General features: G+C 62.4%; 22 protein-coding genes and 1 tRNA gene. 14 read left to right on the forward strand and 9 right to left on the reverse strand.

The genetic code is table 11. From position 1 onward, the window contains the following. The first annotated feature begins 83 nt into the window (after positions 1-83). From B9A11_RS11860 to B9A11_RS11875, 4 genes are all read left to right on the forward strand, one after another. A complete protein-coding gene (locus B9A11_RS11860; protein WP_058248263.1) occupies positions 84-500 on the forward strand; it encodes a rhodanese-like domain-containing protein in 417 nt (138 codons plus the stop codon). 65 nt (positions 501-565) lie between these two features. Then, positions 566-1,015, forward strand: a complete 450-nt coding sequence (locus B9A11_RS11865; protein WP_058248264.1) for a methyltransferase family protein — start codon at positions 566-568, stop codon at positions 1,013-1,015. 126 nt (positions 1,016-1,141) lie between these two features. Continuing rightward, positions 1,142-2,713, forward strand: a complete 1,572-nt coding sequence (locus B9A11_RS11870) for a Re/Si-specific NAD(P)(+) transhydrogenase subunit alpha (protein ID WP_058248265.1) — start codon at positions 1,142-1,144, stop codon at positions 2,711-2,713. A 15-nt stretch (positions 2,714-2,728) separates the two neighbouring features. Then, the gene (locus tag B9A11_RS11875; protein ID WP_058248266.1) at positions 2,729-4,204 is read left to right on the forward strand and encodes an NAD(P)(+) transhydrogenase (Re/Si-specific) subunit beta; all 1,476 of its coding nucleotides are present in this window, start codon (positions 2,729-2,731) and stop codon (positions 4,202-4,204) included. Positions 4,205-4,294: 90 nt separating this feature from the next. Here the strand turns inward: B9A11_RS11875 and B9A11_RS11880 are convergent, their stop codons facing one another. Beyond that, positions 4,295-4,912, reverse strand: a complete 618-nt coding sequence (locus B9A11_RS11880; protein ID WP_058248267.1) for a class I SAM-dependent methyltransferase — start codon at positions 4,910-4,912, stop codon at positions 4,295-4,297. Between the two features lie 139 nt (positions 4,913-5,051). Between B9A11_RS11880 and B9A11_RS11885 the strand changes: the two genes are divergently transcribed. Further along, complete coding sequence (locus B9A11_RS11885; RefSeq protein ID WP_058248268.1) at positions 5,052-5,651, forward strand: biotin transporter BioY; 600 nt, start codon at positions 5,052-5,054, stop codon at positions 5,649-5,651. A gap of 71 nt (positions 5,652-5,722) precedes the next feature. On the opposite strand, the gene B9A11_RS11890 is transcribed toward B9A11_RS11885, so the two are convergent. After that, a complete protein-coding gene (locus B9A11_RS11890; protein WP_058248269.1) occupies positions 5,723-6,934 on the reverse strand; it encodes a bifunctional alpha/beta hydrolase/OsmC family protein in 1,212 nt (403 codons plus the stop codon). Positions 6,935-7,025: 91 nt separating this feature from the next. On the opposite strand from B9A11_RS11890, the gene B9A11_RS11895 reads away from it, so the two are divergent. From B9A11_RS11895 to B9A11_RS11905, 3 genes are read left to right on the forward strand one after another with little or no spacing between them, the layout of a single operon-like run. Next, positions 7,026-7,877, forward strand: a complete 852-nt coding sequence (locus tag B9A11_RS11895) for an endonuclease/exonuclease/phosphatase family protein (RefSeq protein ID WP_058248270.1) — start codon at positions 7,026-7,028, stop codon at positions 7,875-7,877. 10 nt (positions 7,878-7,887) lie between these two features. Beyond that, on the forward strand, positions 7,888-8,427 hold the full coding sequence (locus B9A11_RS11900) for an NUDIX hydrolase (RefSeq protein WP_234988819.1): 540 nt from the start codon (positions 7,888-7,890) through the stop codon (positions 8,425-8,427). 9 nt (positions 8,428-8,436) lie between these two features. Then, positions 8,437-9,153: a heme-dependent oxidative N-demethylase family protein gene (locus B9A11_RS11905; protein WP_058248272.1), complete on the forward strand. Its 717-nt coding sequence runs from the start codon at positions 8,437-8,439 to the stop codon at positions 9,151-9,153. Here the strand turns inward: B9A11_RS11905 and B9A11_RS11910 are convergent. From B9A11_RS11910 to B9A11_RS11935, 6 genes are all read right to left on the reverse strand, one after another. After that, complete coding sequence (locus B9A11_RS11910; protein ID WP_058248273.1) at positions 9,150-9,956, reverse strand: hypothetical protein; 807 nt, start codon at positions 9,954-9,956, stop codon at positions 9,150-9,152. The genes B9A11_RS11905 and B9A11_RS11910 overlap by 4 nt on opposite strands. 207 nt (positions 9,957-10,163) lie before the next feature. Next, the gene (locus tag B9A11_RS11915) at positions 10,164-10,964 is read right to left on the reverse strand and encodes a lytic murein transglycosylase (RefSeq protein WP_058248274.1); all 801 of its coding nucleotides are present in this window, start codon (positions 10,962-10,964) and stop codon (positions 10,164-10,166) included. A 90-nt stretch (positions 10,965-11,054) separates the two neighbouring features. Then, positions 11,055-11,882, reverse strand: coding sequence for a hypothetical protein (locus tag B9A11_RS11920; RefSeq protein WP_058248275.1), 828 nt, complete (start codon positions 11,880-11,882; stop codon positions 11,055-11,057). A 266-nt stretch (positions 11,883-12,148) separates the two neighbouring features. After that, entirely contained in the window at positions 12,149-12,643 is a 495-nt protein-coding gene (locus B9A11_RS11925) for a hypothetical protein (RefSeq protein ID WP_058248276.1), read from the reverse strand. Positions 12,644-12,893: 250 nt separating this feature from the next. Then, on the reverse strand, positions 12,894-14,300 hold the full coding sequence (glnA, locus tag B9A11_RS11930) for a type I glutamate--ammonia ligase (protein WP_058248277.1): 1,407 nt from the start codon (positions 14,298-14,300) through the stop codon (positions 12,894-12,896). A 43-nt stretch (positions 14,301-14,343) separates the two neighbouring features. Next, complete coding sequence (locus tag B9A11_RS11935) at positions 14,344-14,682, reverse strand: P-II family nitrogen regulator (protein ID WP_058248278.1); 339 nt, start codon at positions 14,680-14,682, stop codon at positions 14,344-14,346. Positions 14,683-14,850: 168 nt separating this feature from the next. Between B9A11_RS11935 and B9A11_RS11940 the strand changes: the two genes are divergently transcribed. Beyond that, positions 14,851-16,365, forward strand: a complete 1,515-nt coding sequence (locus B9A11_RS11940; RefSeq protein ID WP_058248279.1) for a bifunctional ADP-dependent NAD(P)H-hydrate dehydratase/NAD(P)H-hydrate epimerase — start codon at positions 14,851-14,853, stop codon at positions 16,363-16,365. Between the two features lie 42 nt (positions 16,366-16,407). On the opposite strand, the gene B9A11_RS11945 is transcribed toward B9A11_RS11940, so the two are convergent. Beyond that, the gene (locus B9A11_RS11945) at positions 16,408-16,824 is read right to left on the reverse strand and encodes a Hint domain-containing protein (RefSeq protein ID WP_234988821.1); all 417 of its coding nucleotides are present in this window, start codon (positions 16,822-16,824) and stop codon (positions 16,408-16,410) included. A 261-nt stretch (positions 16,825-17,085) separates the two neighbouring features. On the opposite strand from B9A11_RS11945, the gene B9A11_RS11950 reads away from it, so the two are divergent. The 5 genes from B9A11_RS11950 to B9A11_RS11970 all read left to right on the forward strand — a co-directional run bounded on the left by B9A11_RS11950 (position 17,086) and on the right by B9A11_RS11970 (position 21,833). Continuing rightward, positions 17,086-17,170, forward strand: a tRNA-Leu gene (locus B9A11_RS11950). 86 nt (positions 17,171-17,256) lie between these two features. Beyond that, complete coding sequence (locus B9A11_RS11955) at positions 17,257-17,565, forward strand: hypothetical protein (protein WP_143595870.1); 309 nt, start codon at positions 17,257-17,259, stop codon at positions 17,563-17,565. Positions 17,566-17,624: 59 nt separating this feature from the next. Then, entirely contained in the window at positions 17,625-18,287 is a 663-nt protein-coding gene (locus B9A11_RS11960) for a calcium-binding protein (protein WP_058248282.1), read from the forward strand. After that, complete coding sequence (locus B9A11_RS11965; RefSeq protein ID WP_058248283.1) at positions 18,257-18,718, forward strand: hypothetical protein; 462 nt, start codon at positions 18,257-18,259, stop codon at positions 18,716-18,718. The genes B9A11_RS11960 and B9A11_RS11965 overlap by 31 nt, the downstream gene beginning before the upstream one ends. Continuing rightward, entirely contained in the window at positions 18,645-21,833 is a 3,189-nt protein-coding gene (locus tag B9A11_RS11970) for a calcium-binding protein (RefSeq protein WP_186009211.1), read from the forward strand. Before B9A11_RS11965 ends, B9A11_RS11970 begins: the two co-directional genes overlap by 74 nt. Positions 21,834-21,983 lie beyond the last annotated feature (150 nt).

Consider the following 21,983-nt stretch of genomic DNA (forward strand, 5'->3'; position numbering starts at 1 on the left):
AGTGCGCAGGCAAGGCAACCGAAAGCTAACCCAAGCCCGCTAGACCCCAGGCCCACATTTTCACACACAGGACACCCAGACCCATGCGCACCCCCTTCATCGCCGCCGCCATAACCGCCATCCTCGCGGCCCCTCTGGCGGCCCAAGACCTCGTGGACGAGATCACCGGCTACATCGAATTCGAACCCTACGACTCGGGCATCATCGTCCCCGAGCAACTGACCGAGGACGTTTGGGCCGACATCACCTTCGTCGACACCCGCGACGCGGCGCAATTTGCCGCAGGCACCATCCCCGGCGCGATCCACATGGAATGGCGCGAGGTGCCGGGGCGCCTGGACGAGCTGCCGACCACCGGCAAAGTCGTTTTGTTCTGCAATACCGGCAGCTTGTCGGCGCAGGCGACCTTTGCGGCGCGGCTGCTCGGGCACGACAATGTGGTGGTCTTGCAGACCGGAATCCTTGGCTGGCGCGAAAACGGAGCCTATCATCCGGGTTAACCGGATCTTAAGGTCTGAACCAAAGGCCAGGTGAATCATCGCCCAGAACGGGCAGGAGAGAGACAATGCTCAAATGGATCGACATGCCGCCGGTGTGGCTGTTGGCTTTCCTATCGGCGGCGTGGTGGCAAAAGACTTATCACCCCATGGGCGGCTTTGGCCCGGTCTGGGCGGACCTGCTGGGGGGGATTTTGGTCGGGGGTGGGCTGATCCTGATGGCCCTTGCGATCTTTGAAATGCGCCGCCACCGCACCACGGTGATTCCGCACCGCACGGCGGACAGGATCGTCACCAGCGGCATCTTCAAACGCTCGCGCAACCCGATTTACTTGGGCGATTCGATGATCTTGACCGGAATGATCCTCTATTGGGACGCGGTGCTTGCGCTACCACTGATCCCGATCTTTGTCTGGGTCATCGAAAAGCGCTTTATCGAGCCAGAAGAGGATCGTTTAAGGCGAAAGTTTGTTGCCGAGTATACACGATATGCGCAACAAACGAGAAGGTGGGTTTAAACTCCGGTCTCTTTGTGATCTAGACGGGCGCACAACTTGTGATCGCTAGGTCAGCAAGGTAGACCAATTCGCAATGCGCCCGTTCTGCGGGCGTTTTTGACTTTTCCTGACAAAGGGGGATGGACGTTGAAAATAGGGACGCCCAAAGAGGTCGAGAAAGGCGAAGCCCGTGTGGCCATGACGCCGGACTCGGCACGCCAGCTGCAAAAGCTGGGCTATGAGTGTGCAATCGAGACGGGTGCAGGCGCGCAAGCGGGCTTTGCAGACGCCGACTATGAGGCAGCCGGGGTCGAAGTTCTCGGCTCGGCAGACGCGCTGTGGAGCGCCGTGGATATCATCGCAAAGGTGCGTATCCCGACCTCGGCAGAGCTGGACAAGCTGACCGCCGACAAAACCTTGATCACCTTCTTCAACCCCGGTGGCAACACCGAAGGTCTGGAGCAGGCCAAGGCCAAAGGCGCCAACGTGATCGCCATGGAAATGGTGCCGCGTATTTCGCGCGCGCAGAAAATGGACGCGCTGTCGTCGATGGCGAACATCGCCGGCTACCGTGCCGTGATCGAAGCCGGCAACAACTTTGGCCGCTTCTTCACCGGTCAGATCACCGCTGCGGGCAAGGTGCCCCCGGCCAAGGTTCTGGTCGTCGGTGCGGGTGTGGCTGGTCTGGCCGCGATCGGTACCTCCACCTCGCTGGGCGCGATCACCTATGCGTTCGACGTGCGCCCCGAAGTGGCCGAGCAGGTCGAATCCATGGGCGCAGAGTTCGTCTATCTGGACTTCGAAGAGGAACAGCAGGACGGCGCAGCCACCGGCGGTTACGCCTCTGTCTCCTCGCCTGAGTTCCGCGAAGCGCAGCTGGCCAAGTTCCGCGAACTGGCCCCCGAGATCGACATTGTCATCACCACCGCGCTGATCCCCAACCGCGAAGCCCCCAAGCTGTGGCTCGAGGACATGGTCAAAGCGATGAAGCCGGGCTCGGTGATCGTTGACCTCGCGGCGGAAAAAGGCGGCAACGTCGAAGGCACCGTGATGGACGAGAAGGTCGTGACCGACAACGGCGTCACCATCATCGGCTACACGGACTTCCCGTCGCGCATGGCGGCGCAGTCCTCGACGCTGTATGCGACGAACATCCGTCACATGATGGCTGACCTGACCCCCGAAAAGGACGGCCAGATCAACCACAACATGGAAGACGACGTCATCCGTGGCGCGACCGTCACCTATCAGGGCGAAATCACCTTCCCGCCGCCGCCGCCCAAAGTGGCTGCCATCGCGGCGCAGAAGAAAGAAAAGCCCAAAGAGCTGACCGCCGAAGAAAAGCGCGCGCAGGAAATCGCGGCGTTCAAAGCGCAAACCAAGAGCCAGGTCACCCTGCTGGCGGTGGGCGCGGCTGTCATGCTGATCATCGGCGCGTTCGCTCCGGCCAGCTTCATGCAGCACTTCATCGTGTTCGCTCTGGCGTGTTTCGTCGGTTTCCAGGTCATCTGGAACGTGTCGCACTCGCTGCACACGCCGCTGATGGCCGTGACCAACGCAATCTCGGGGATCATCATCCTTGGCGCGCTGTTGCAGGTCGGCTCTGGCAGCTGGCTGGTCATGTTGCTGTCCGCCATCTCGATCCTGATCGCGACGATCAACATCGTCGGCGGCTTCATGGTGACGCGCCGTATGCTCGCCATGTTCCAGAAATCGTAAGCGGGGGAAAGACTTATGAGCATTGGAATCGTTTCCGCCGCCTACATTGCGGCGGCCATCCTCTTTATCCTGTCGCTGGGCGGCCTGTCCGGTCAGGAAAGCGCAAAGCGCGCGGTGTGGTACGGCATCGTGGGCATGGCGGCGGCCGTGTTCGCCACCTTCTTTGGCCCCGGCATGGGTGCCTATGTGGTGGTCGTGCTGGTCATGATCGTCGGCGCGGGCATTGGTCAGTTCCTGGCCAAAAAGGTCGAAATGACCGAGATGCCCCAGCTGGTCGCGGCGCTGCACTCCTTTGTGGGTCTGGCGGCTGTGTTCATCGGCTACAACGCCGAGCTGGAAATGAACCGCGTGGCGGATCTGATCGCGGCGGCCCCGGCCAGCCTGACCGGCACCGGTCTGGAAAGCTGGCTGCACGAGCAGGGCGTTGACGGCTTTGCCGCCAAGGTCGCGCACAAAACCAACGTCGAGCTGAACATCCTCAAGGTCGAAGTCTTCCTTGGCGTGTTCATCGGTGCGGTGACCTTCACCGGTTCTGTCATTGCCTTTGGCAAGCTGGCGGGCAAGGTCACCTCGGCGGCGAAAAAGCTGCCGGGCGGTCACTTCCTGAACGCGGGCGCGGCGATCCTGTCGCTGATCCTGCTGGTGATCTACATGACCACCGGCGCGGGCTGGACGCTGATCGTGATGTCGCTGCTGGCGTTCTTTATCGGTTATCACCTGATCATGGGCATCGGCGGTGCCGACATGCCGGTGGTTGTGTCGATGCTGAACTCCTACTCGGGGTGGGCCGCTTCGGCCATCGGCTTCAGCCTCGGCAACGATCTGCTGATCGTGGTCGGCGCGCTGGTCGGTTCCTCGGGGGCGATCCTGTCCTACATCATGTGTAAGGCGATGAACCGGTCGTTCATCTCGGTGATCCTCGGCGGCTTCGGCGGCGCAGCAGGCCCGCAGATGGAAGTCGAAGGCGAACAGGTGGCGATCGACGTGGACGGCGTGGCAAACGCGCTGGACGAAGCCGACAGCGTCATCATCGTGCCGGGTTACGGCATGGCGGTCGCTCAGGCGCAGCAGAACGTCGCGGAACTGACCCGCAAGCTGCGCGCCAAGGGCAAGGAAGTCCGCTTTGCGATCCACCCGGTGGCGGGCCGTCTGCCCGGTCACATGAACGTGCTGCTCGCAGAGGCCAAGGTGCCCTACGACATCGTTCTGGAAATGGACGAGATCAACGAAGACTTCCCGGAAACGGATGTGGTCATCGTGATCGGGTCGAACGACATCGTGAACCCGGCGGCGCAGGACGACCCGAACTCGCCCATCGCGGGGATGCCGGTTCTCGAAGTGTGGAAAGCCAAGCAGGTCTTCGTGTCCAAGCGCGGCCAGGGCACGGGCTACTCGGGCATCGAGAACCCGCTGTTCTACAAAGAGAACACCCGCATGTACTACGGCGACGCCAAGGACTCGATCGGCGCGCTGCTGCCCAAGATCGACTGATCTGGCCAGATATTATGATACGAAAAGGGCGGCCCTCGGGTCGCCTTTTTACGTTTGCGGCTTGGCGTGGGGGGCAGAGACTGGGATGGGTCAGTTTCGCCGAAACAGGCTGTACTGATAGGGCTGCGCCTCCCCGCCGGGGGTCATGTGGACGTGCCGCAAGCTTTGCACCAGCGCAAAGCGCGGCCCCAGCGTCTGCGCCAGTAGGGCGGGGGAATAGCGCTGCACCGGCAGGCGCGCGCAGGTCTGCGGGCCATCTGCCGCAAAGCTCGCGATCACCGCGTGCGCACCGGGCTCCAAGGCCATGGCCAGCCGGTCGATATAGGCCTTGCGCCCCTCTGGCGTGGTCAGAAAGTGAAACACCGCCCGGTCGTGCCACAGATCATAGCTGCGCGCCGGGTGCCACTCGGTCACATCCGCCGCGATCCAAGTCACCGCGTCCCCGGCGTGGCCCAGCTGTGCCTTGGCCCGCGCCACCGCCTCGCCCGAGATGTCCAGACAGGTCACATCGCCCAATCCCGCCGCCAGCAGCGCAAGGGGCAGGGCGGACAGCCCGCTGCCAATGTCGATCACCGCCGTATCGAAGGGCAGCTCCAGCGTTCCGATCAACGCCAGGGACGCCTCCGGCGCGTGTTCCGTCCAGCCAAAGTTCCCCTCTGGGCGGCTGGCATACATCCGGTCCCAATGGGCGCGGCGCGCGTCCGACATGGCAAACCCTCCGACTTTTGCATTAGCTAAGGCCGATTTTGCAAATTTATCAAGCACCGCGAGCGCAAGCAGGCTTGCGATGAACAGGGGCTTAAGGCACAAACAGGGCGAACAGGTTTTTGAGAATTAGGGGGACCCTATGAACCTCACGATGAATCGTAACGTGCTGGTCGAAGCGTTCGGCGCGACCGAAGGCGCCGCGCTGCGCGTCAAACAGGCCGCTCTGGTCGTTCTTGGCATCGCCGTTCTGGCCGTGGCCGCCAAGATCAAGGTGCCGATGTGGCCCGTGCCGATCACCATGGGCACCTTCGCCGTGCTGGCGATGGGCGCAGCCTACGGCCCGCGTCTGGGTCTGGCGACCATCATGGGTTACATGCTGGTTGGCGCTCTGGGCTTTGACGTCTTTGCAGGCTCTTCCGCCGAGAAATTCGGCCTCGAGTACATGATGGGCGGCACCGGCGGCTACCTCGTGGGCTACGTCGCAGCCACCGTCCTGCTGGGTATGCTGGCGCGCATGGGCTGGGACCGCTCGGCGCCGAAAATGGCCGGCGCGATGCTGCTGGGCAACGTCATCATCTACGTGCCGGGCCTGATCTGGCTGGGGATGCTGTACGGCTGGGACAAGCCCATCCTGCAGTGGGGCCTGACCCCCTTCATCGTCGGTGACGTGATCAAGCTGGCGCTGGCCGCGCTGATCCTGCCCGCCGCATGGAAGCTGGTGGGCCGCGCCCGCGGCTAAGCCTTTCTGGCATGACAATACGAAAAGGCCGGGCATCGCGTCCCGGCCTTTTTGCTTTTCTACGCAAAGCTTTACGCCAGTTCGGTGTCGATCCGCGCGCTGTGCTGAAGGCTTTTGTGCACGGGGCATTTGTCGGCGATCTCCAGCAGGCGGGCGCGCTGATCGGCGCTTAGATCACCTTCCAGCGTGATCCGCCGGACAAAGCGGTCGATCCGCGTCTCGGCCACCGTGTTGGCGTCCTGCGCATGGACCTTGTCGTGCACCACATCCACGCGAATCCCCGTCAGCGGCCAGCCCTTGCGCCGCGCGTACATCCGGATCGTCATGGACGTACAAGCCCCCAGCCCCGCCGACACGAACCCATAGGGCGACATGCCGCGATTGGTCCCGCCGTAGGCCTCTGGCTCATCCGCCAGCGTGTGGTGAAAGGGGCCGTTCTGCACGTCCTGCAAGAACCCGGCCGCGTCCGCCTCGGTCACGCGCACCACGCCTTCGGGCGCGCCAATGGGCGGGGCAGGCGGGCTGAGGTCCAGATAGCGTGAGGCCCAGGCGGCGATCACCTCGGCGGCATATTCGGCGTCGCGCGGATTGGTGATCAAGTGGTCGGCCTCGTCCAGCGTGACAAAGCTCTTGGGGTGCTTGGCGGCGGTGAAGATGCGCGTTGCGTTCGACAGATCGACGATGGAATCGTGCGGGGCGTGCAAGACCAGCAGGGCGCGGTTCAGATCCTTTAGCGAGGGGGCCAGTTCCTGCGCATCCACATCGTCGAGAAAGGCTTTGCGGATGGTAAACGGGCGCCCGCCCAAGTTAACCTGCGCTTCACCTGTGTTACGGATCACCTGTTCGGCATCGCCAAAGTTATGCGCCACATGGCCCGGATCAAAGGGCGCACCGATGGTGGTGATCGCCTTGACGCTGGGCAGATCGCGCGCCGCGCGCAACACCGCCGCGCCGCCCAGCGAATGCCCGATCAGCAGGTCAGGGGCCATGCCCCGCCCGGCCAGATAGTCGGCGGCGGCGTGCAAATCGGCGACGTTCGAGCTAAAGGTGGTGTTTGCAAATTCGCCCTTGGAATGCCCCAAGCCGGTGAAATCAAAGCGCAAAACCGCGATCCCCATGGCCGCCAGGCGCCCGGCGATGCGGCGCGCGGCGGGGATGTCCTTGCCACAGGTGAAACAGTGCGCAAAGAGAGCGGTGGCCAGGTGCGGACCGCTGGGCAAATCGAGCCGGGCGGACAGATCGTGGCCAGCGTGGCCGGGAAAGGTGATGCGTTCGGTGGGCATGGGGCGTCCTTGTGGTCAGAGGGTAACAATGTGGCGCGGCGCGGCGGGGTTCAAGCGACCTGTCACACGCGTCACGGGATGGTGAGAGCGAATGAGACACATCTTGGCGGTTTTGGCGGTGGTTTTGGGCGCGCTGGTGGCGGCGTCCTATGGCGGCGCGTGGCATCCGGTGGGCGATTCGCTTGCGGTGTTCCGGCGCGAGTTTGTCATCGGCTTTGCCTTGGCTCTGATCTGGACGGGCTGGCCCGCGTGGGTCCGCTGGCCCTTGGCCGGGCTGGCGGTGGCTTGGCTCGGGGCTTTTGTCTGGGCGTCGCGGCCTGACACGCCGGGGGCGGGCTATGTGCTGTATCAACAGAACCTGCTGCATAACCGGGCCGACAGCGCCGAATGGCTGTCCCGCGTACGTGTCGAAGAGCCGGATTTTTTGACGCTGCAAGAGGTCTCACCGGCGAATCTGGCGATGCTTTCCGGGCTGGAGAGGTATGTGAACGCGGTTCATTGTCCTTTGGGCCGGATGGGAGAGATGGTGATGACCCGCCATCCGGTGGTGGCCGGCAGTGGTTTTTGCTCAAAGCGCGACGGGATCGCGGCGGTGCAGGTCGACCTGCCAGAGGGGCCGGTCTGGGTGGTGTCCCTGCATCTAAGCTGGCCCTGGCCGCACGGGCAGGCGGCGCAGGTGGATCAGATTTTGCCTGCTCTCAGGCGCATTTCCGGGCCGGTGATCCTTGCCGGGGATTTCAATTCGGTGGCGTGGTCGCATACGGTGGCGCGTGTGGGCGCGGCGACCGACGCGCGGCGGATCGGCCCTGTGCTGGGGACGTTCGATTTGCCGCTGATCAAGATTGGAATCGACCATGTGCTGACCAGTGGCTCTGGCACGGTGCAGGTCATGCCGAAACTGGGGTCGGACCATCACGGGCTGCGCGCGGTGGTGCGGCCGTAAGGGGAAGATGATGCACGAAATTGGGCATTTCGAGGTAGAGACAGATCGCGACCGGGCAGAATGGGCACGATTGCGGGCGTTTTGCGCAGAGTGGGGGGATCGCGCGTTTTCGCGGGATGCTTTGATTGGCGGGCATGTGACCGCCTCGGCTTTTGTGCTGTGTCCAGAGGGGGTGTCGGTGCTGCTGACCCATCACCGCAAACTGGATCGCTGGCTGCAACTGGGCGGGCACTGCGACGGGATCGCGGATACGTGCTTTGTGGCGCAAAAGGAAGCCTACGAGGAATCCGGGCTGTCGCGCATTGATCTGCTGCGGCCAGAGGTGCTGGACGTGGACATTCACGAAATTCCGGCCCGTGGGGCCGAGCCGGCGCATTTGCATTACGATGTGCGGTTCCTTTTCCAGGCGAGGTCGCGCGCGTTTCGCGTCTCATCCGAGTCGCTGGATTTGGCGTGGGTGCCGCTGTCAGAGCTTGCGGCCTACACGGACGCGCCTTCGGTTTTGCGCTTGCGGGACAAGGCGGTGGCCTGGGGCGCGGCGCAGGTCTAGGGTTTGCGCATGATTTTGCAGTCCAGAATTCCCTATGACATCAGCCCGCGCGCCCTGCCGGGGATACAGCCTTTGCCGCTGGCCGAGTGGTTGATCGTCGACGATGCCTATGCGGCCCAGATGGCAGAACGAGAGCGGTTGCTACGCGATGCGCGCGAGGCGGTTCTGGCCATGACCGAAGGCGCTGTGCCCGCCGCGCAAGAGCTGTTGAACGTGGTTCAAGAAACGCTCCCGGCGGGGTTCGACCGGCACGGCACGCGGATACGCCGTCCCGACGGCGCGGTGATCGATGTGGATGAAACAGACCCGCTTGGCACCCTGGGACGCCTGGTCCAAGAAGACTTTTGCCTGCTGGAAAAGCACGGGGACGCGCATGTGCTGACAGCCGCGGTGCTGTGTTTTCCGGCCAATTGGATGCTGTCAGAAAAGCTGAAGCGGCCTTTGATCGGGATCCACACGCCAGTGGCAGAGTATGACGAAATGCTCGCAAAACGTGTGCAGCGCCTGTTCGATGGGGTGCAGGTGGGGCGGCCTTTGTGGCGGTTCAACGCCCTGTATTACGACGATCCGAACCTGCACCAACCGCGGGCTGAACATGACGAAAGGGCGCCTATCGACCCAGCGACAGCGCCCTTTCTACGCTCGGAACGTCAAACGATGCTGAGGTTGCCAGAAACGCGAGCAGTGGTTTTTGGCATCCACACCTTTGTGACCTTGCGGCGTTAATGGATCAGGAGGCGGGCCACCTGATGCAATCTATCCGTGTGGTATAGCACGGTGAACAGGCCGGTCACGGCCAGCGCCTGACTGACCAGACGCAGGTCCACACCGCGCCCGCCATTCATGATCCCGACAAAGACCGCCAGCGGCAGGTTGATGATCGCCAGCGCGCCGGTCAGCAGCCATCCGGCAGCGGACATGCGGCTTTGCTCTGGCTCGACTTCAGCTGTTTGGATGCGGTATTGCGCAAGGCGGTCGGTGACGGCGGGGCGCTCGTCCTCTTCGCCAGCGGGATAGAGCGCGCCGCGAATATCGTCGGCCAAATGGTCGTCGGCGCTGTAGTCCTGCGCAGGCTGAACGTCGTTCAGAACCTCATCGACCGACCGAACCACCGGTTCGGCGCGGCGCGGCGACACATAACTACGCAGGCGGATAAAATCTTCGCGGTCCAGCAGCACGTCGGGCGAATACCATTCGAGAATGTCGGCGGACGAATGCTCTAGCGCGGCAAGAACCACCGCAGACAGCAGCTGCGCGGCGGCTTCATCCTGATCTTCGGTGGGCAGGCCGCCTGCGCGGGTGATGACCTCGATCAAGACGCGGGGGCCATAATCGCTGTCTTCTTCAGAGATGACCTGAATGCCCAAGGACCGGCCCATCACGGCGTTGCTGCCGCGCTGCGGTGCGCGCCCCTGACGTGGATCAAGCTGCGCCACAACCCGCGCCGCAGTGTCCAAATAGGGATCCGGATCAAGGTCTTGGGTGTCTGGCAGGATGAGGCCAGCGTAGGGATACTCAGTACAGGTCATCGGTGAAATCCTCGTGCGAGAGGTCTGCGTTGAGGACAGGTATGCCGGATGATCTTGGTTACATTCGGGCAAAATCTGGTAATTTTAAATGTATGTTCCGCTAAAACGGACAAAGTGGTTAACCCTTGGTTACCGTTTGTTCGTTAGGCGTGCATCGTGGCGGTCGCGTCACACTTTATACGCGACCACCCGCGATTCTTTTTGGACTTAGTTGTCGATACGCTCGGCGGCAGCGGCGATCGCTTGTTGGTAGACGGTTGCGGCGTTCCACTCGTTCAGAACGCGGAAATTCGCGGTGCCTTGCCTGTAGGGTTGCCCCTTTTTCCAGCCCTTCTGGCGCAGGTAGTTGGCGGTCGAGGCCAGCGCGTCGGCTTCGTTATAAAAGTCAACGCGGCCATCGCCGTTGCCATCGACGCCAAAGCGCATGGCGTTGCCGGGCAGGAACTGGGTGTGGCCCAGCTCGCCGTGGTAGGCACCCTTTTGGTTGGGGCTTAGCATCCCGCGGTCGACCATTTGCAGCGCCGCGATGGCGTGCGGACGGAACAGGCCGGGGCGGCGGCAGTCATAGGCGACGGTCAGGATCGAGTTGATCACCGGCTCGGACCCCATGTTGCGGCCAAACCCGGTTTCCATCCCGTGGATCGAGATCAAGATGCCCGCCGGGACGCCGTAGCGCTGTTCCAACGACCCGTAAAAGGCAGCGTTGCGCGCGAGGCGTTTCTTGCCCGTCGCGGCGAAACTGGACAGCGAGCCGAGGCGGATTTGCACAAACTTATCAAAGCTGTATTTGACGCCCTTTTGGTTGCGGTCGGCGTTGATGGTGCGCGTGCTGTAGCTGGCATTCATCAGCGCGCCAATGCCGCGATCCTTGACGCCGGCGGCTTTGGCTTCGGCGGCGAATTCGGATTTCCACGCGTTGAAGCCAGAGGAAGTGTTGCCACAGCTTGCGGCAAAACCGGGGCCAGCGGCGAGAAGGGACAAACAAAGGGCGGATAAAATGCGGCGCATGAGGCTCTCCGGAGGTTGAGTATTGCGGTTAGGTTAGCCGCAATGGGCGGCACGATCCAAGGGGGAATTCCTGACCAGCCTCAGCTGTGATCACAGCATCGAGGCGATGCCAGCCATAGCCCCCGAGGTGTCCATGGCGACAAAGAACCCGGCCAGCCCCATGGCCAAGGAGGCGGCGCGCAGGTCTTCGCCGCGCATCACGTTGTAGGCCATGATCGGGGCGGCGACCGGCAGCGACACGGTGGCGACGGTCAGGCTGACGGCCCAGGTGGACAGGCGCGCCTCGATCGGGATGATGCCGTCTTCGGCGCGGATTTCTTCGATTTCTGCCTTGGACGCGGGGCGCAGCAGCGTGGCCCGAAGAGACGTTTCAAAAGCCTTAACGTGGGCGTCGAATTGCGGCGCGCCCATGTCGGCGTTGTCGTTGGCGGCGGCCATGCGGGCGGCGCTGTTGACCTGCGGCAACATCTGGGCGAGGTCGGCTTTGGACGGGCGGGCGGTGGCCGGTTTGGTGCCGGACACGCGGCGGGGGGCGATGGGCGTGACGGTCTCGGCGGGCTCAAAGCTGGCGGCAAGGCCCGCGACAAGGGTCTGCGCCGGGATGCGCAGCGCGGTTTCGCCCCAGACAACCGCCTGGATCGGCAAGGTTTTGGCCAGCGTATACAGCATCGGTGCCAGCCGTGCCTGAAGCGTCGCGACATCGTCGTTGCCAAGGATAGACAGGGTCAAAAGGGTCTCTTGGGCGACAAAGGCCAGCTCCAGATCAAAGGTCAGCGCGCCATCGGTCAGCGTCAAAGAGGTCAGGCCCGCCTCGAGAACACGCAGGTCAGCGCCGAGCAGATCGGCAATGTTCGGCAGGGACACAAGGCGCTCGCCGTCAAAGATAAGCTGTGCTGCGGTGGTGTTCATCGCGTTCATTTCCCCGTCTCCTTTTTAGGATGTCCGTTTTGTTAACCAATTTTTGGCCAGCAATTGGGGAAGGAATGAGATGTGATCTGGATCACACTTGGGCTGCGTTAACCTTTTTGTGCCGCAATGGGGCAAAGCCTGCCATAAAGGTTAACAAATCGGGCATTTCTGACACGAAACGCCCGATTTGACACGTTTTTGCCCTGATCTGTGGGCGCTTGCGCGCTTTAGAGTGGGGGGCGACTATACGTTAGAGGCTGCGACTATACCTTACGTCACTCATCCGGGATGTCGGCCAGCAGGCCCATCGGTTTGTCGGCATCCACGGACTGCATGATGGACTCGATCATCTTTTGATCGGTCCCGGCCTCTTGCAGGGCGACGCGCGCCATAGTGTCAAAGCCTTCGCGGTCCATCATCGTCGCCATCTGCGCGACCGAGTATTTGCCCGCCTTCATGTCTTCGTTCATGCGCATCAGATCCTCTGCGGATTTCACGTCTTGGGGGCGCAAAAGCTCTGGCTCGGCGGTGGCGACCGCTTGTCCGCCTTGTAGGGAATGCGACAGCAGAACCGCTCCGCCCATGACCGTGGCTGGCAGCAGCAGCACCGCCAAGAGGCCCAGCACGATCTTGGGGGTAAAGACGCTGCTCTGGCGAGCGTGACCCAGATCGGGCGCGACCTCGGGCTGCGGCTGCGGTTGGGGATCGGGGGCTTTGGGCGCGTGGGTCTGTTCCAGCCGGGCCAGTCGATCTTGAAAGGAGTTGCTCATTGCCTTGGCCCTTTGTTGCCACGCGTTAAGGATGTGTGCGCGGGTCGTGATGCGCGGTTAACCCGTTTTCACAGCGCACCGGGGCATCTCCGCGACCGCTTTGGGGCGATTTTGCGCAAAATCCTGTAACTTCAAAAGGCCGTGCGCCATATCCGCGCCGTAAACCGGGCGGGCAGGGCACCCAAAAGGGCATTAAACGAAAACGGGGCGCCCAAAAGGACGCCCCGCCAGTCTGCGATCCCAAGGGGGATTAGCAGGAGTAGTACATGCCGAACTCGACCGGGTGCGGCGTGTGTTCGTACTTTTCGATCTCTTCCATCTTGAGCTCGATGTAACCTTCGATCTGGTCCTTGGTGAACACGTCACCGGCCAGCAGGTAATCCATGTCTGCCTTGAGCTCTTCGAGAGCTTCACGCAGCGAGCCGCAAACCGTCGGGATACCGGCCAGCTCTTCGGCGGGCAGATCGTAGAGGTTCTTGTCCATGGCTTCGCCCGGATCGATCTTGTTCTTGATGCCGTCGAGGCCAGCCATCAGCAGAGCCGAGAAGCACAGGTAGGGGTTCGCCGAGGGATCGGGGAAACGGGCTTCGACGCGCTTTGCCTTGGGGTTTTCGGTCCACGGAATACGGACACAGCCCGAACGGTTACGTGCCGAGTAGGCGCGCAGAACCGGGGCTTCGAAGCCCGGGATCAGACGCTTGTACGAGTTGGTCGACGGGTTGGTGAAGGCGTTCAGCGACTTGGCGTGCTTGAGGATACCGCCGATGAAGTACAGCGCTTCCTGGCTGAGATCTGCGTATTTGTCGCCTGCGAACAGCGGCTTGCCGTCCTTCCAGATCGACATGTTGCAGTGCATCCCGGTGCCGTTGTCGCCGTAGATCGGCTTGGGCATGAAGGTTGCGGTCTTGCCGTAGGCGTCGGCCACGTTGTGGATGACGTACTTGTACTTTTGCAGCTCGTCCGCCTGGTGGGTCAGCGTGCCAAAGATCAGGCCCAGCTCGTGCTGGCAGGACGCCACTTCGTGGTGGTGCTTGTCGACCTTCATGCCGATGCGCTTCATCGTCGACAGCATTTCGCCGCGGATGTCCTGCGCGTGGTCGGTCGGGTTCACCGGGAAGTAACCACCCTTGAGGCCCGGACGGTGGCCGGTGTTGCCCATTTCGAACTCGGCGTCGGTGTTCCACGATGCGTCAACCGCGTCCACTTCGTAGGACACTTTGTTGATGGTGTTGGCGAAACGGACGTTGTCGAACAGGAAGAATTCTGCCTCGGGGCCCCAGTAGGACACGTCGCCGATGCCGGACGACTTGAGGTAGGCTTCCGCCTTTTCGGCGGTGCTGCGCGGGTCGCGGCCATAGGCTTCGCCGGTGTCCGGCTCGACGATCGAGCAGTGCACGCAGATGGTTTTCTCGGCGTAGAAGGGGTCGACATAGGCGCTGTCGCAGTCGGGCATGAGTTTCATGTCCGAGTTTTCGATCGATTTCCAGCCAGCGATGGAGGAACCATCGAACATGAAGCCTTCTTCGAGGAAGTCTTCGTCGACTTCGCTTTCGATCACGGTCACGTGCTGCAGCTTGCCGCGCGGATCAGTGAAGCGGATATCGACGTATGCGATTTCCTCGTCTTTGATCTTCTTGAGCAGGTCTTTTGCGCTCATTGGATTATTCCCTCAGTTGCTTAACTTGATGTTTCGGCGTGGTTTACAGCGCGTCCGAGCCGGACTCGCCGGTGCGGATGCGAATGGCTTGTTCGACGGGCGAGACGAAAATCTTGCCGTCGCCGATCTTGTCGGTCTTGGCCGCGCCGACGATGGCGTCAATGGCGCCGTCGACCTGGTCGTCGTCCAGCACGATTTCGATCTTCACCTTGGGCAGGAAGTCGACGACGTATTCGGCACCGCGGTACAGTTCGGTGTGGCCTTTCTGACGGCCAAAGCCTTTGACTTCGACCACAGACAGGCCTTGGATTCCTGCGTCTTGTAACGCTTCTTTAACTTCATCAAGCTTGAACGGCTTGATGATGGCTTCGATCTTTTTCATGAGCCTCCGCCCTCCTGTCATTCGTGTTGTTGACGGCAGATCACTTCTCAGAGGCGGGGACAATCGGATAGGCTTTGATCAGGTGCTTACAGACTGCTGAAAAATGTGGCGTGATTAAAAAATAGGCAAAACGCCTGCAAACTGGGCGAAATTGAATCGCGAGGATTTATGAGTGAATTGCTGACAGCGGCGCAAATGCGCGAAATCGAGCAAGCTGCCATTCAAAGTGGCAAAGTTTCCGGGCTGGAGCTGATGGAACGGGCCGGGGGTGGGGTTGTTGAGTCGATCTTAACCCATTGGCCGGACTTGTCCGAGGGGCGCTTTGACGCGGTGATTCTGTGCGGGCCGGGGAACAATGGCGGCGATGGCTTTGTCATCGCGCGGCTTTTGGCGGCGCGGGGCTGGGCGGTGTCGGTTTATTTGCTGGGCGATGTGGACAGCCTGCCGCCGGACGCGCGCACCAATGCCGCCCGCTGGGCAGAGCTGGGCGCGATTGGCGCGGTTGCCGATTACGGCGGCGCGGTGCCAGACCTGTTTGTCGACGCGCTGTTCGGCACCGGCCTGACGCGCGGCATCGCACCAGAGGCTGTCGCGCCGTTCGAAGCGCTGTTCGAGGGTGGGGCCCGCACCGTGGCCGTCGATGTGCCCAGCGGTGTGTGCTCGGATTCTGGGCGGGTGCTGGGGCAGGGCGTGGCCGTGCAGGCCGATCTGACTGTCAGCTTTCACCGCGCCAAGCTGGGGCATGTCCTGGCCGAAGGGGCCGAGCAGGCGGGCAGCTTGGTTGTCCATGACATCGGGCTGACCGAAGGCTGCGCCGAGGCCGCGCAATTGGTCACCCCGCCCACGACGCTGGAGGTCGGCAAGGGCGGCGCCCATAAATACGACAGCGGCCATGCGATTGTGCTGGGCGGTGCGCCCGGCCAAGGCGGCGCGGCCCGGATGGCGGCGCGCGGGGCGTTGCGGATCGGCGCGGGGCTGGTGACTCTGGCCTGCCCGTTGCGCGCGGTGGCCGAAAACGCGGTGCATGTGAACGCTATCATGCTGCGCGGCATGGACGGCCCGCACGGGCTGCACGAGATCCTCGAAGATCACCGCGTCTCGGCGCTGTGCCTTGGGCCGGGGCTTGGGTTGACGCAGGCGACCGCCGAGCTGGTCAAGGTGGCCTTGCAGTCGGGCTTGCCGGTGGTGCTGGACGCCGACGCTTTGTCCCGGTTTCAGCGCCAGCCGCAGGCGTTGTTCGATATGCTGCACGGTGACGTGGTGCTGACCCCGCACATGGGAGAGTTCGCGCGCCTGTTCCCCGATCTGGCCGAGCGATTGGAGGATGACGCCGAGAGCGGTCCGGCCTTTTCCAAGGTGGACGCGGTGCGCGAGGCGGCGGCGCGGGCGGGCTGCGTGGTCTTGCTCAAGGGGGCGGACACGGTGATCGCGGACCCGGCAGGCGCCTGCGTGGTGCATTCGGCCCATGGCGCGCGGTCGGCGCCTTGGCTGGCGACGGCGGGGGCGGGCGATGTGCTGGCGGGGTTCATCTGCGGGCTGATGGCGCGGCATGTGCCCGCCTTTGCCGCGGCGGAACTGTCCGCTTGGCTGCATGTAGAGGCGGCGCTGTCCTTTGGTCCCGGCCTGATCGCCGAGGATCTGCCCGAAGAGCTGCCCAAAGTCTTGCGCGCGCTGAACGCCTAGCCCCGGAATGGACAAGGGCGGGGAAGTCCCGCCCTCACTCTCTTATACTGTGGCCATTTCCTGCGTGGCCGAGGCGACCTCTAGCCCGTCGGCATAAAGGATGTGCGGCGCGTCAAAGACCAGTTCCACCGTCTCCATCTCGACCTCGCCAAGGTCGCGGACGAATTCGCCATCGACCAGACGCGCCACCGGCACCAAGGCTTGGGACGCGCCGAACAGCGTTTCCGCCCGCCAGTCGCGCACTAGCAGTTCCTGCGTCGCCGGGAAAACCGCGTCACGGTCGGGGCGGGTATTGCCCAGCGAGCCGGCCTTGATCCCCACGGCGGGGAGTTTGCGGCGAATGCGGCGCACCTGTTTGACCACGGCCATGCCGCTGTCACGGGTGATGACGCGGTCGCCTTCGTTGATGAATTCCACCGGAAGCGCGCCGTCCAAGGTCAGCACGACGGTGCCAGCCATCAATGCGTTTTTCGCGGATTCGGGCGCAACATGACGTGCGGGGCGGATTGCCCCCTGTGCACGCCGGACCGTTTTCGGTTCCATGGGCGTTCTTCCTGTACTGTTCTGCCTCAAGTTTTTCTGCCACATTATGGCAACAATGGGTAAATGTCGCGTCCTTTTTGGGTTTTAAGAGCATTCAATTTAACACGATTTTTCCTCTCGCCACTGCCGCAAAGCTTTGCTAGATACCGCGCATCGGCGGCTTTGGCCCCGACGGATGCGGGTGTGGCGAAATTGGTAGACGCACCAGATTTAGGTTCTGGCGCCGCAAGGCGTGGGGGTTCAAGTCCCTCCACCCGCACCACAAAGCATTTGAAATTAAATAGAAATACCCTTCAGAGCCGCTAAGGTCAGGTGCTTTTGCCCGCCTTTGCGTGGGCCACGGGGCCGATGCGACAGAAACGCATTCGGCCCTTTTCAACAGCGAAAGCACGCGAAAATATCCTCGAGACTGTCGAACTGGTGGTCACCTTTGCCAGAACGCCGAACGATCAGTTGGGCGGTGACAACGTAACCACGCGGCTGGGCGGCATCGGAGAGGGCATCCTGATCGGCGGCCCCGACGTGACGCGCCCCAAACCCCTTGATCTGGGGGCAAACGCCGCTTTTTCAGGCATCCCAAAATTGGAAGGTGGGCCTTTCGTGCAAGGCGTCCATCCGTGCCGTCACGTTCCGTGCAAACCGGCGGATTCCAGTTGACTTAACGGAAAATTAACGACTGATGAGAGGCATTATTTTACCTCTTCGGGGCCAAGAAATTGTCCAGCGATCCCCCCAGCGATCAAGTGCAACTCTCGGGCGAATTTACCCACCCTGAAAATTATCTCAAATTCATAGACCTCTACAAAGGTTGGGCCGCGAACAATGAACGTGCCCAGAACCCGCTGACCTTCGCTGAGCCGTTTGCCGAGACGTTGTTGGATTTTCTTAATCTGGTCACCGGCGAGGATCTGTCCCTTGAGGACAAAAAGTCGCCTTACAAGCTCAACCCCTTTGATTTGGCGGATACGACCGCGACCGGCGCCCTGCCGATCGTGAACGGCATCATCAACCCGAACGATTTGATCGTCAAAACCCAAGGAGCCTCCGAGGATTTCAAGCAGTGGATCCTGGCCGACGCGGTAGAATGGGAAGAGGATTTTACCGGCCAGTATAGCGGTCAGAGTCTGCTGATCTTTGGCGGTGCGGCCAGCGACACGCTGAGCGGCAACAACACCTCTGACTTCATCTGGGGCGGCAAAGGCAATGACCGGCTGTTTGGCTCGCCCGGCTCCGACACGATTTCGGGGGGCGAAGGCCATTACCAGGACTCGATCGAGGGCGGCGGCGGGAGCGATCTGCTCGAGGGCGGCGATGGGCCCGATCACCTGACGGCGGCGCGGGCAACGACATGCTGTACGCGGGCTACTCTGACGTTGTGATCGGGACATCGACCGAAATCACCCATACCCGGTCTTCGTCCATCGACTTATTCGAGGGGCTGTATAAGTTCTACCAATTCTACGACGACCCGACCGGCGCTACGGCCGACGCGCTGCTGGATGCAGGCTATTCGGAGGCTGTACAGTTCGGCGTCTCGGTGGCGCAGGTGGGGTTCACAGCCAGCCTCAAGGGCGTGGTCATTGGCATGGCCGTCGATAAGGCCACGGAAGCGCTGATCATGGCGTTTCGCTATATCTTCAACGAGACTCCCGAACAGAACTTCGGCACAACCGACATGCTGGAAGGTGGAGATGGCAACGACCTGCTTGTCGGCGATTGGGGGGGTGACATCCTTTATGGCGGCTATGGCCACGATACGCTCTTGGGGGGGCAGCTCTCAGGATTTCCTGAATGGCGGGCCCGGCAATGACCTGATCACAGCCGGGAAAGGTTATGAAAACACGGTCGACACGCTGATTGTCGAAGCGGGCAATGACACGATCGACATGCCCGCGATCTACACCTGGCAACACGTGCCAACGCATAAATATGTGCCGGCCTACGACCAGTGGTATTACGACAAGATCCATATTACCGGCCCGGGCGCAATTGCCTATGGTGGCTATGGGGACGACGTGTATTACCACTATGGCGTGAGGAGTTATTCGAGTCCCCGTGACAAGGTGATCGTGGAATTTGCCGATCAGGGCTATGACATCGTTCATGTGGATCCGCTCGCGGACATTGTGGCCCAGCTCTACTTCGTCGAAGAAATCCATCTCGGATGCTCCAGCCTGAGCCGCGAGATCTACGGCACCTGGCAGGCGCAGGCGTTCTATGGCCTGCACCGCGGCGATACGCTTTATGCGGGCGAGGGCGACGATACGCTGTATACGCGGGTCGACGTCGATCTGCGCAAGGAGAACGCCGAGTTTGAACACGTGATTGCCACCTACGATGGCAACAGCGAGAATTCCAACCTCAATTTTCAGAACCTCGGCTGGCGCTTTGTTCGCGGCGAGCCATGGACCGTGCACGGGTCCGAGCGCGGCGATGACATCGTCGGCGGCGGCTCGCTCGACAAGCTCTATGGCTATGGTGGCGATGACAGCTTGGTTGGGGCCGGTCTGAACGATTATCTCTCCGGGGGCGAGGGCAATGACTCGCTTTACGGCGGTGTGGACAATGACACGCTCTATGGCGATGCGGGCGACGATTATCTCGAAAGCGGTGCTGGCCATGACGAGGTGTACGGCGGCACCGGTGACGACACGCTGATCGGCTCGGATGGCAATGACACGCTGGCGGGCGGCGACGGTGATGACTTTTACCGCGATGTATCGCTGGGCTCTGTCATCATCGAAGACGCGCTTGGCGGCGATGACACGCAGATCATCACCCAAGGCGCGACCCGGCAGGGCGAGAACGTCGAGCGGCTGATCTACGAGCGCAGCTATGTCCTTGGGGTCGAGGTTCGGCAGGATCTGTACGTCGAGGGCAACTCGGTGGGCAACTCGCTCAAGACCGGGATCGGCGATGACACGCTGCGGGGCATGGCGGGCGATGACACGCTGATGGGCGGCTCTGGCGCGGACCTGTACGAAGGCGGCGCGGGCCGCGACTTCATCGAGGACCGGGGCACCCGGACGGTGACCGATGCGGACACCGGGATGCAGGTCGCCTCGGGGCTGGATGACACGCTGGACGGCGGTCTTGGGGCCGACTTCATGCGCGGCGGGCTGGGCAGTGACCTTTATATCGTCGACAACGCCGGCGACGTGGCCCTAGACAGCGCCGAAGACGCGGGCGCCGAGGACACCGTTTGGTTCCACGCCTCCGAAGGTGATCTGACCTATAACGCCAGCGTCATGAACATGCGCGAGGTGGAAACGCTGCGCATTGACCTGTCCGCTGCTGGCCAAGTCTCGCTGAGCACCGATGCGCGGGCCGACCATATCATCGGCAACGCCGCCAGCGACACCATCGACGGCGGCTTTGGCAACGACCTGAACCTTGGCGGACGCGGGACACTGGGCCGCGATGGCCAGAGCCTGTCTGACGTGCTGGGCGAGGAGGTCGCGGGTGACGACGCGCGCACCCATGACGTGCTGAAGGGCGGCGCCGGGGACGATACGATCTTTGCCTCGGTCGGGGATAGCGTCGATGGCGGCGCGGGGCAGGACGAGTTGTTCGTCAATGCCGCCGTTGGCCCGGATCAGATCACCAATGTCGAGCGCACCGTTTTCCTTGAGGCGGACACCGAGCTGTTCGTCGGGGGCACCGGCACCACGGTTATCACGCAAAACGACAGCTTTGTGCAGGGCAACGCCTTTGCGCTGACCGGGCAGGGCGTGCAGCTGCTGGCGCAAGGCGGCGACGACTCGGTCACCGGCACGGGGTCGGTCTTTGTCGATCTGGGCACGGGCAACGACAGCGACACGCACCTGCTTGGCACGGGCGGCACCACCCGCACGGTGATTGTCGGCGGTGAGGGGGGGGATACCGTCACCCTGCCGGTCGACTACGAAGTCCTCTGGATCACCGAAGCCACCGCCACCGAAACCGTCACCCGCTGGGATGCCGACAGCCAAAGCTGGATCGTCGCGGAATACGACCTGCCCGTGTTGCAAATGGTCGGGCAGGCCGAAGTCGCGCCGGGGCAGATTGTCGACTACACCTTTGCCGTTCACGGCGTCGAGCATATCGAGCTGAACTACCAAGGCGTGCAGGTCTCTGCCACGCCGGTGGAACTGCTGCCCGTGGCGCCCGAAGAGCTGACGCCGGACAGCTTTACCGCCACCCACGCCACCATCGAGGCCGCGCTGTTGGGCGATCCCGCCGCGCTGGGCTATGGGACAGGTGCGCAGCTGGTGCGCTATGTCATCTCTCTGGACACCTCGGTCGGGGTGCCGGTGTTCTCGGTGATGACCACCGACAACAACGTGCCGTTTGATGGCGAGCCGATGTACCGCTTTGTCGATGCGCCGGACGGCACGCCCGCGCTGGCGGGGCTGACCAACCTCAGCGCCGCAGAGGCCACCGCGCTGTTCAGCTTTGTCACCGACGGTGATGGCACCACGCGCCCCGGCACGCTGACGCTGAACAGCCTGCCCGAGGCGGGGTCTGATCTGATTCAGGACCTCAGCACCACCGACAACCCCGAAGACCCGCCCGCCAGCGTGGGTGTGATCTGGGTCGAGGCCTATGACATCACCGGGCGCAGCACTGGCGCTTACCCGCTAGAGGTCAACTTTGCGCAGATCCCCGGGCAATGGATTGCCCACACCAGCGACGACCGCGTCACCGACCTGTCCCAAAGCCCCGCCTCGCGCGATACGATTATCGGCGGCGTGTGGAACGACACGATCCTCAGCGGCGACGGCGGCGACGAGATTTACGGCGGCGGCAGCGACCACAGCGGGACCGAACAGATCGACGCCGGATGGGGCAATGACTTTGTGCAGGTCATCAGCAACGGGCTGACCTATCACTTTGACATCAACTACGAGATTGTCCCGTGGGATGCGGGCAGCACCCCGACGTGATCGGCGGCGAGGGCGAGGACACGATTGTCACCTCTTATGACCTCGCGGGGAACAACGGGTTCGAGGAAATCCGCCTGCACGAGTTCACCACCGCCTACGAGCGCACCATCGCCGATGAGCTGGTCCAGGAGGTGCAGGCCGATGACACCG

The sequence above is a fragment of the Tropicibacter naphthalenivorans genome (genome assembly GCF_900176475.1).
Lineage (GTDB): Bacteria > Pseudomonadota > Alphaproteobacteria > Rhodobacterales > Rhodobacteraceae > Tropicibacter > Tropicibacter naphthalenivorans.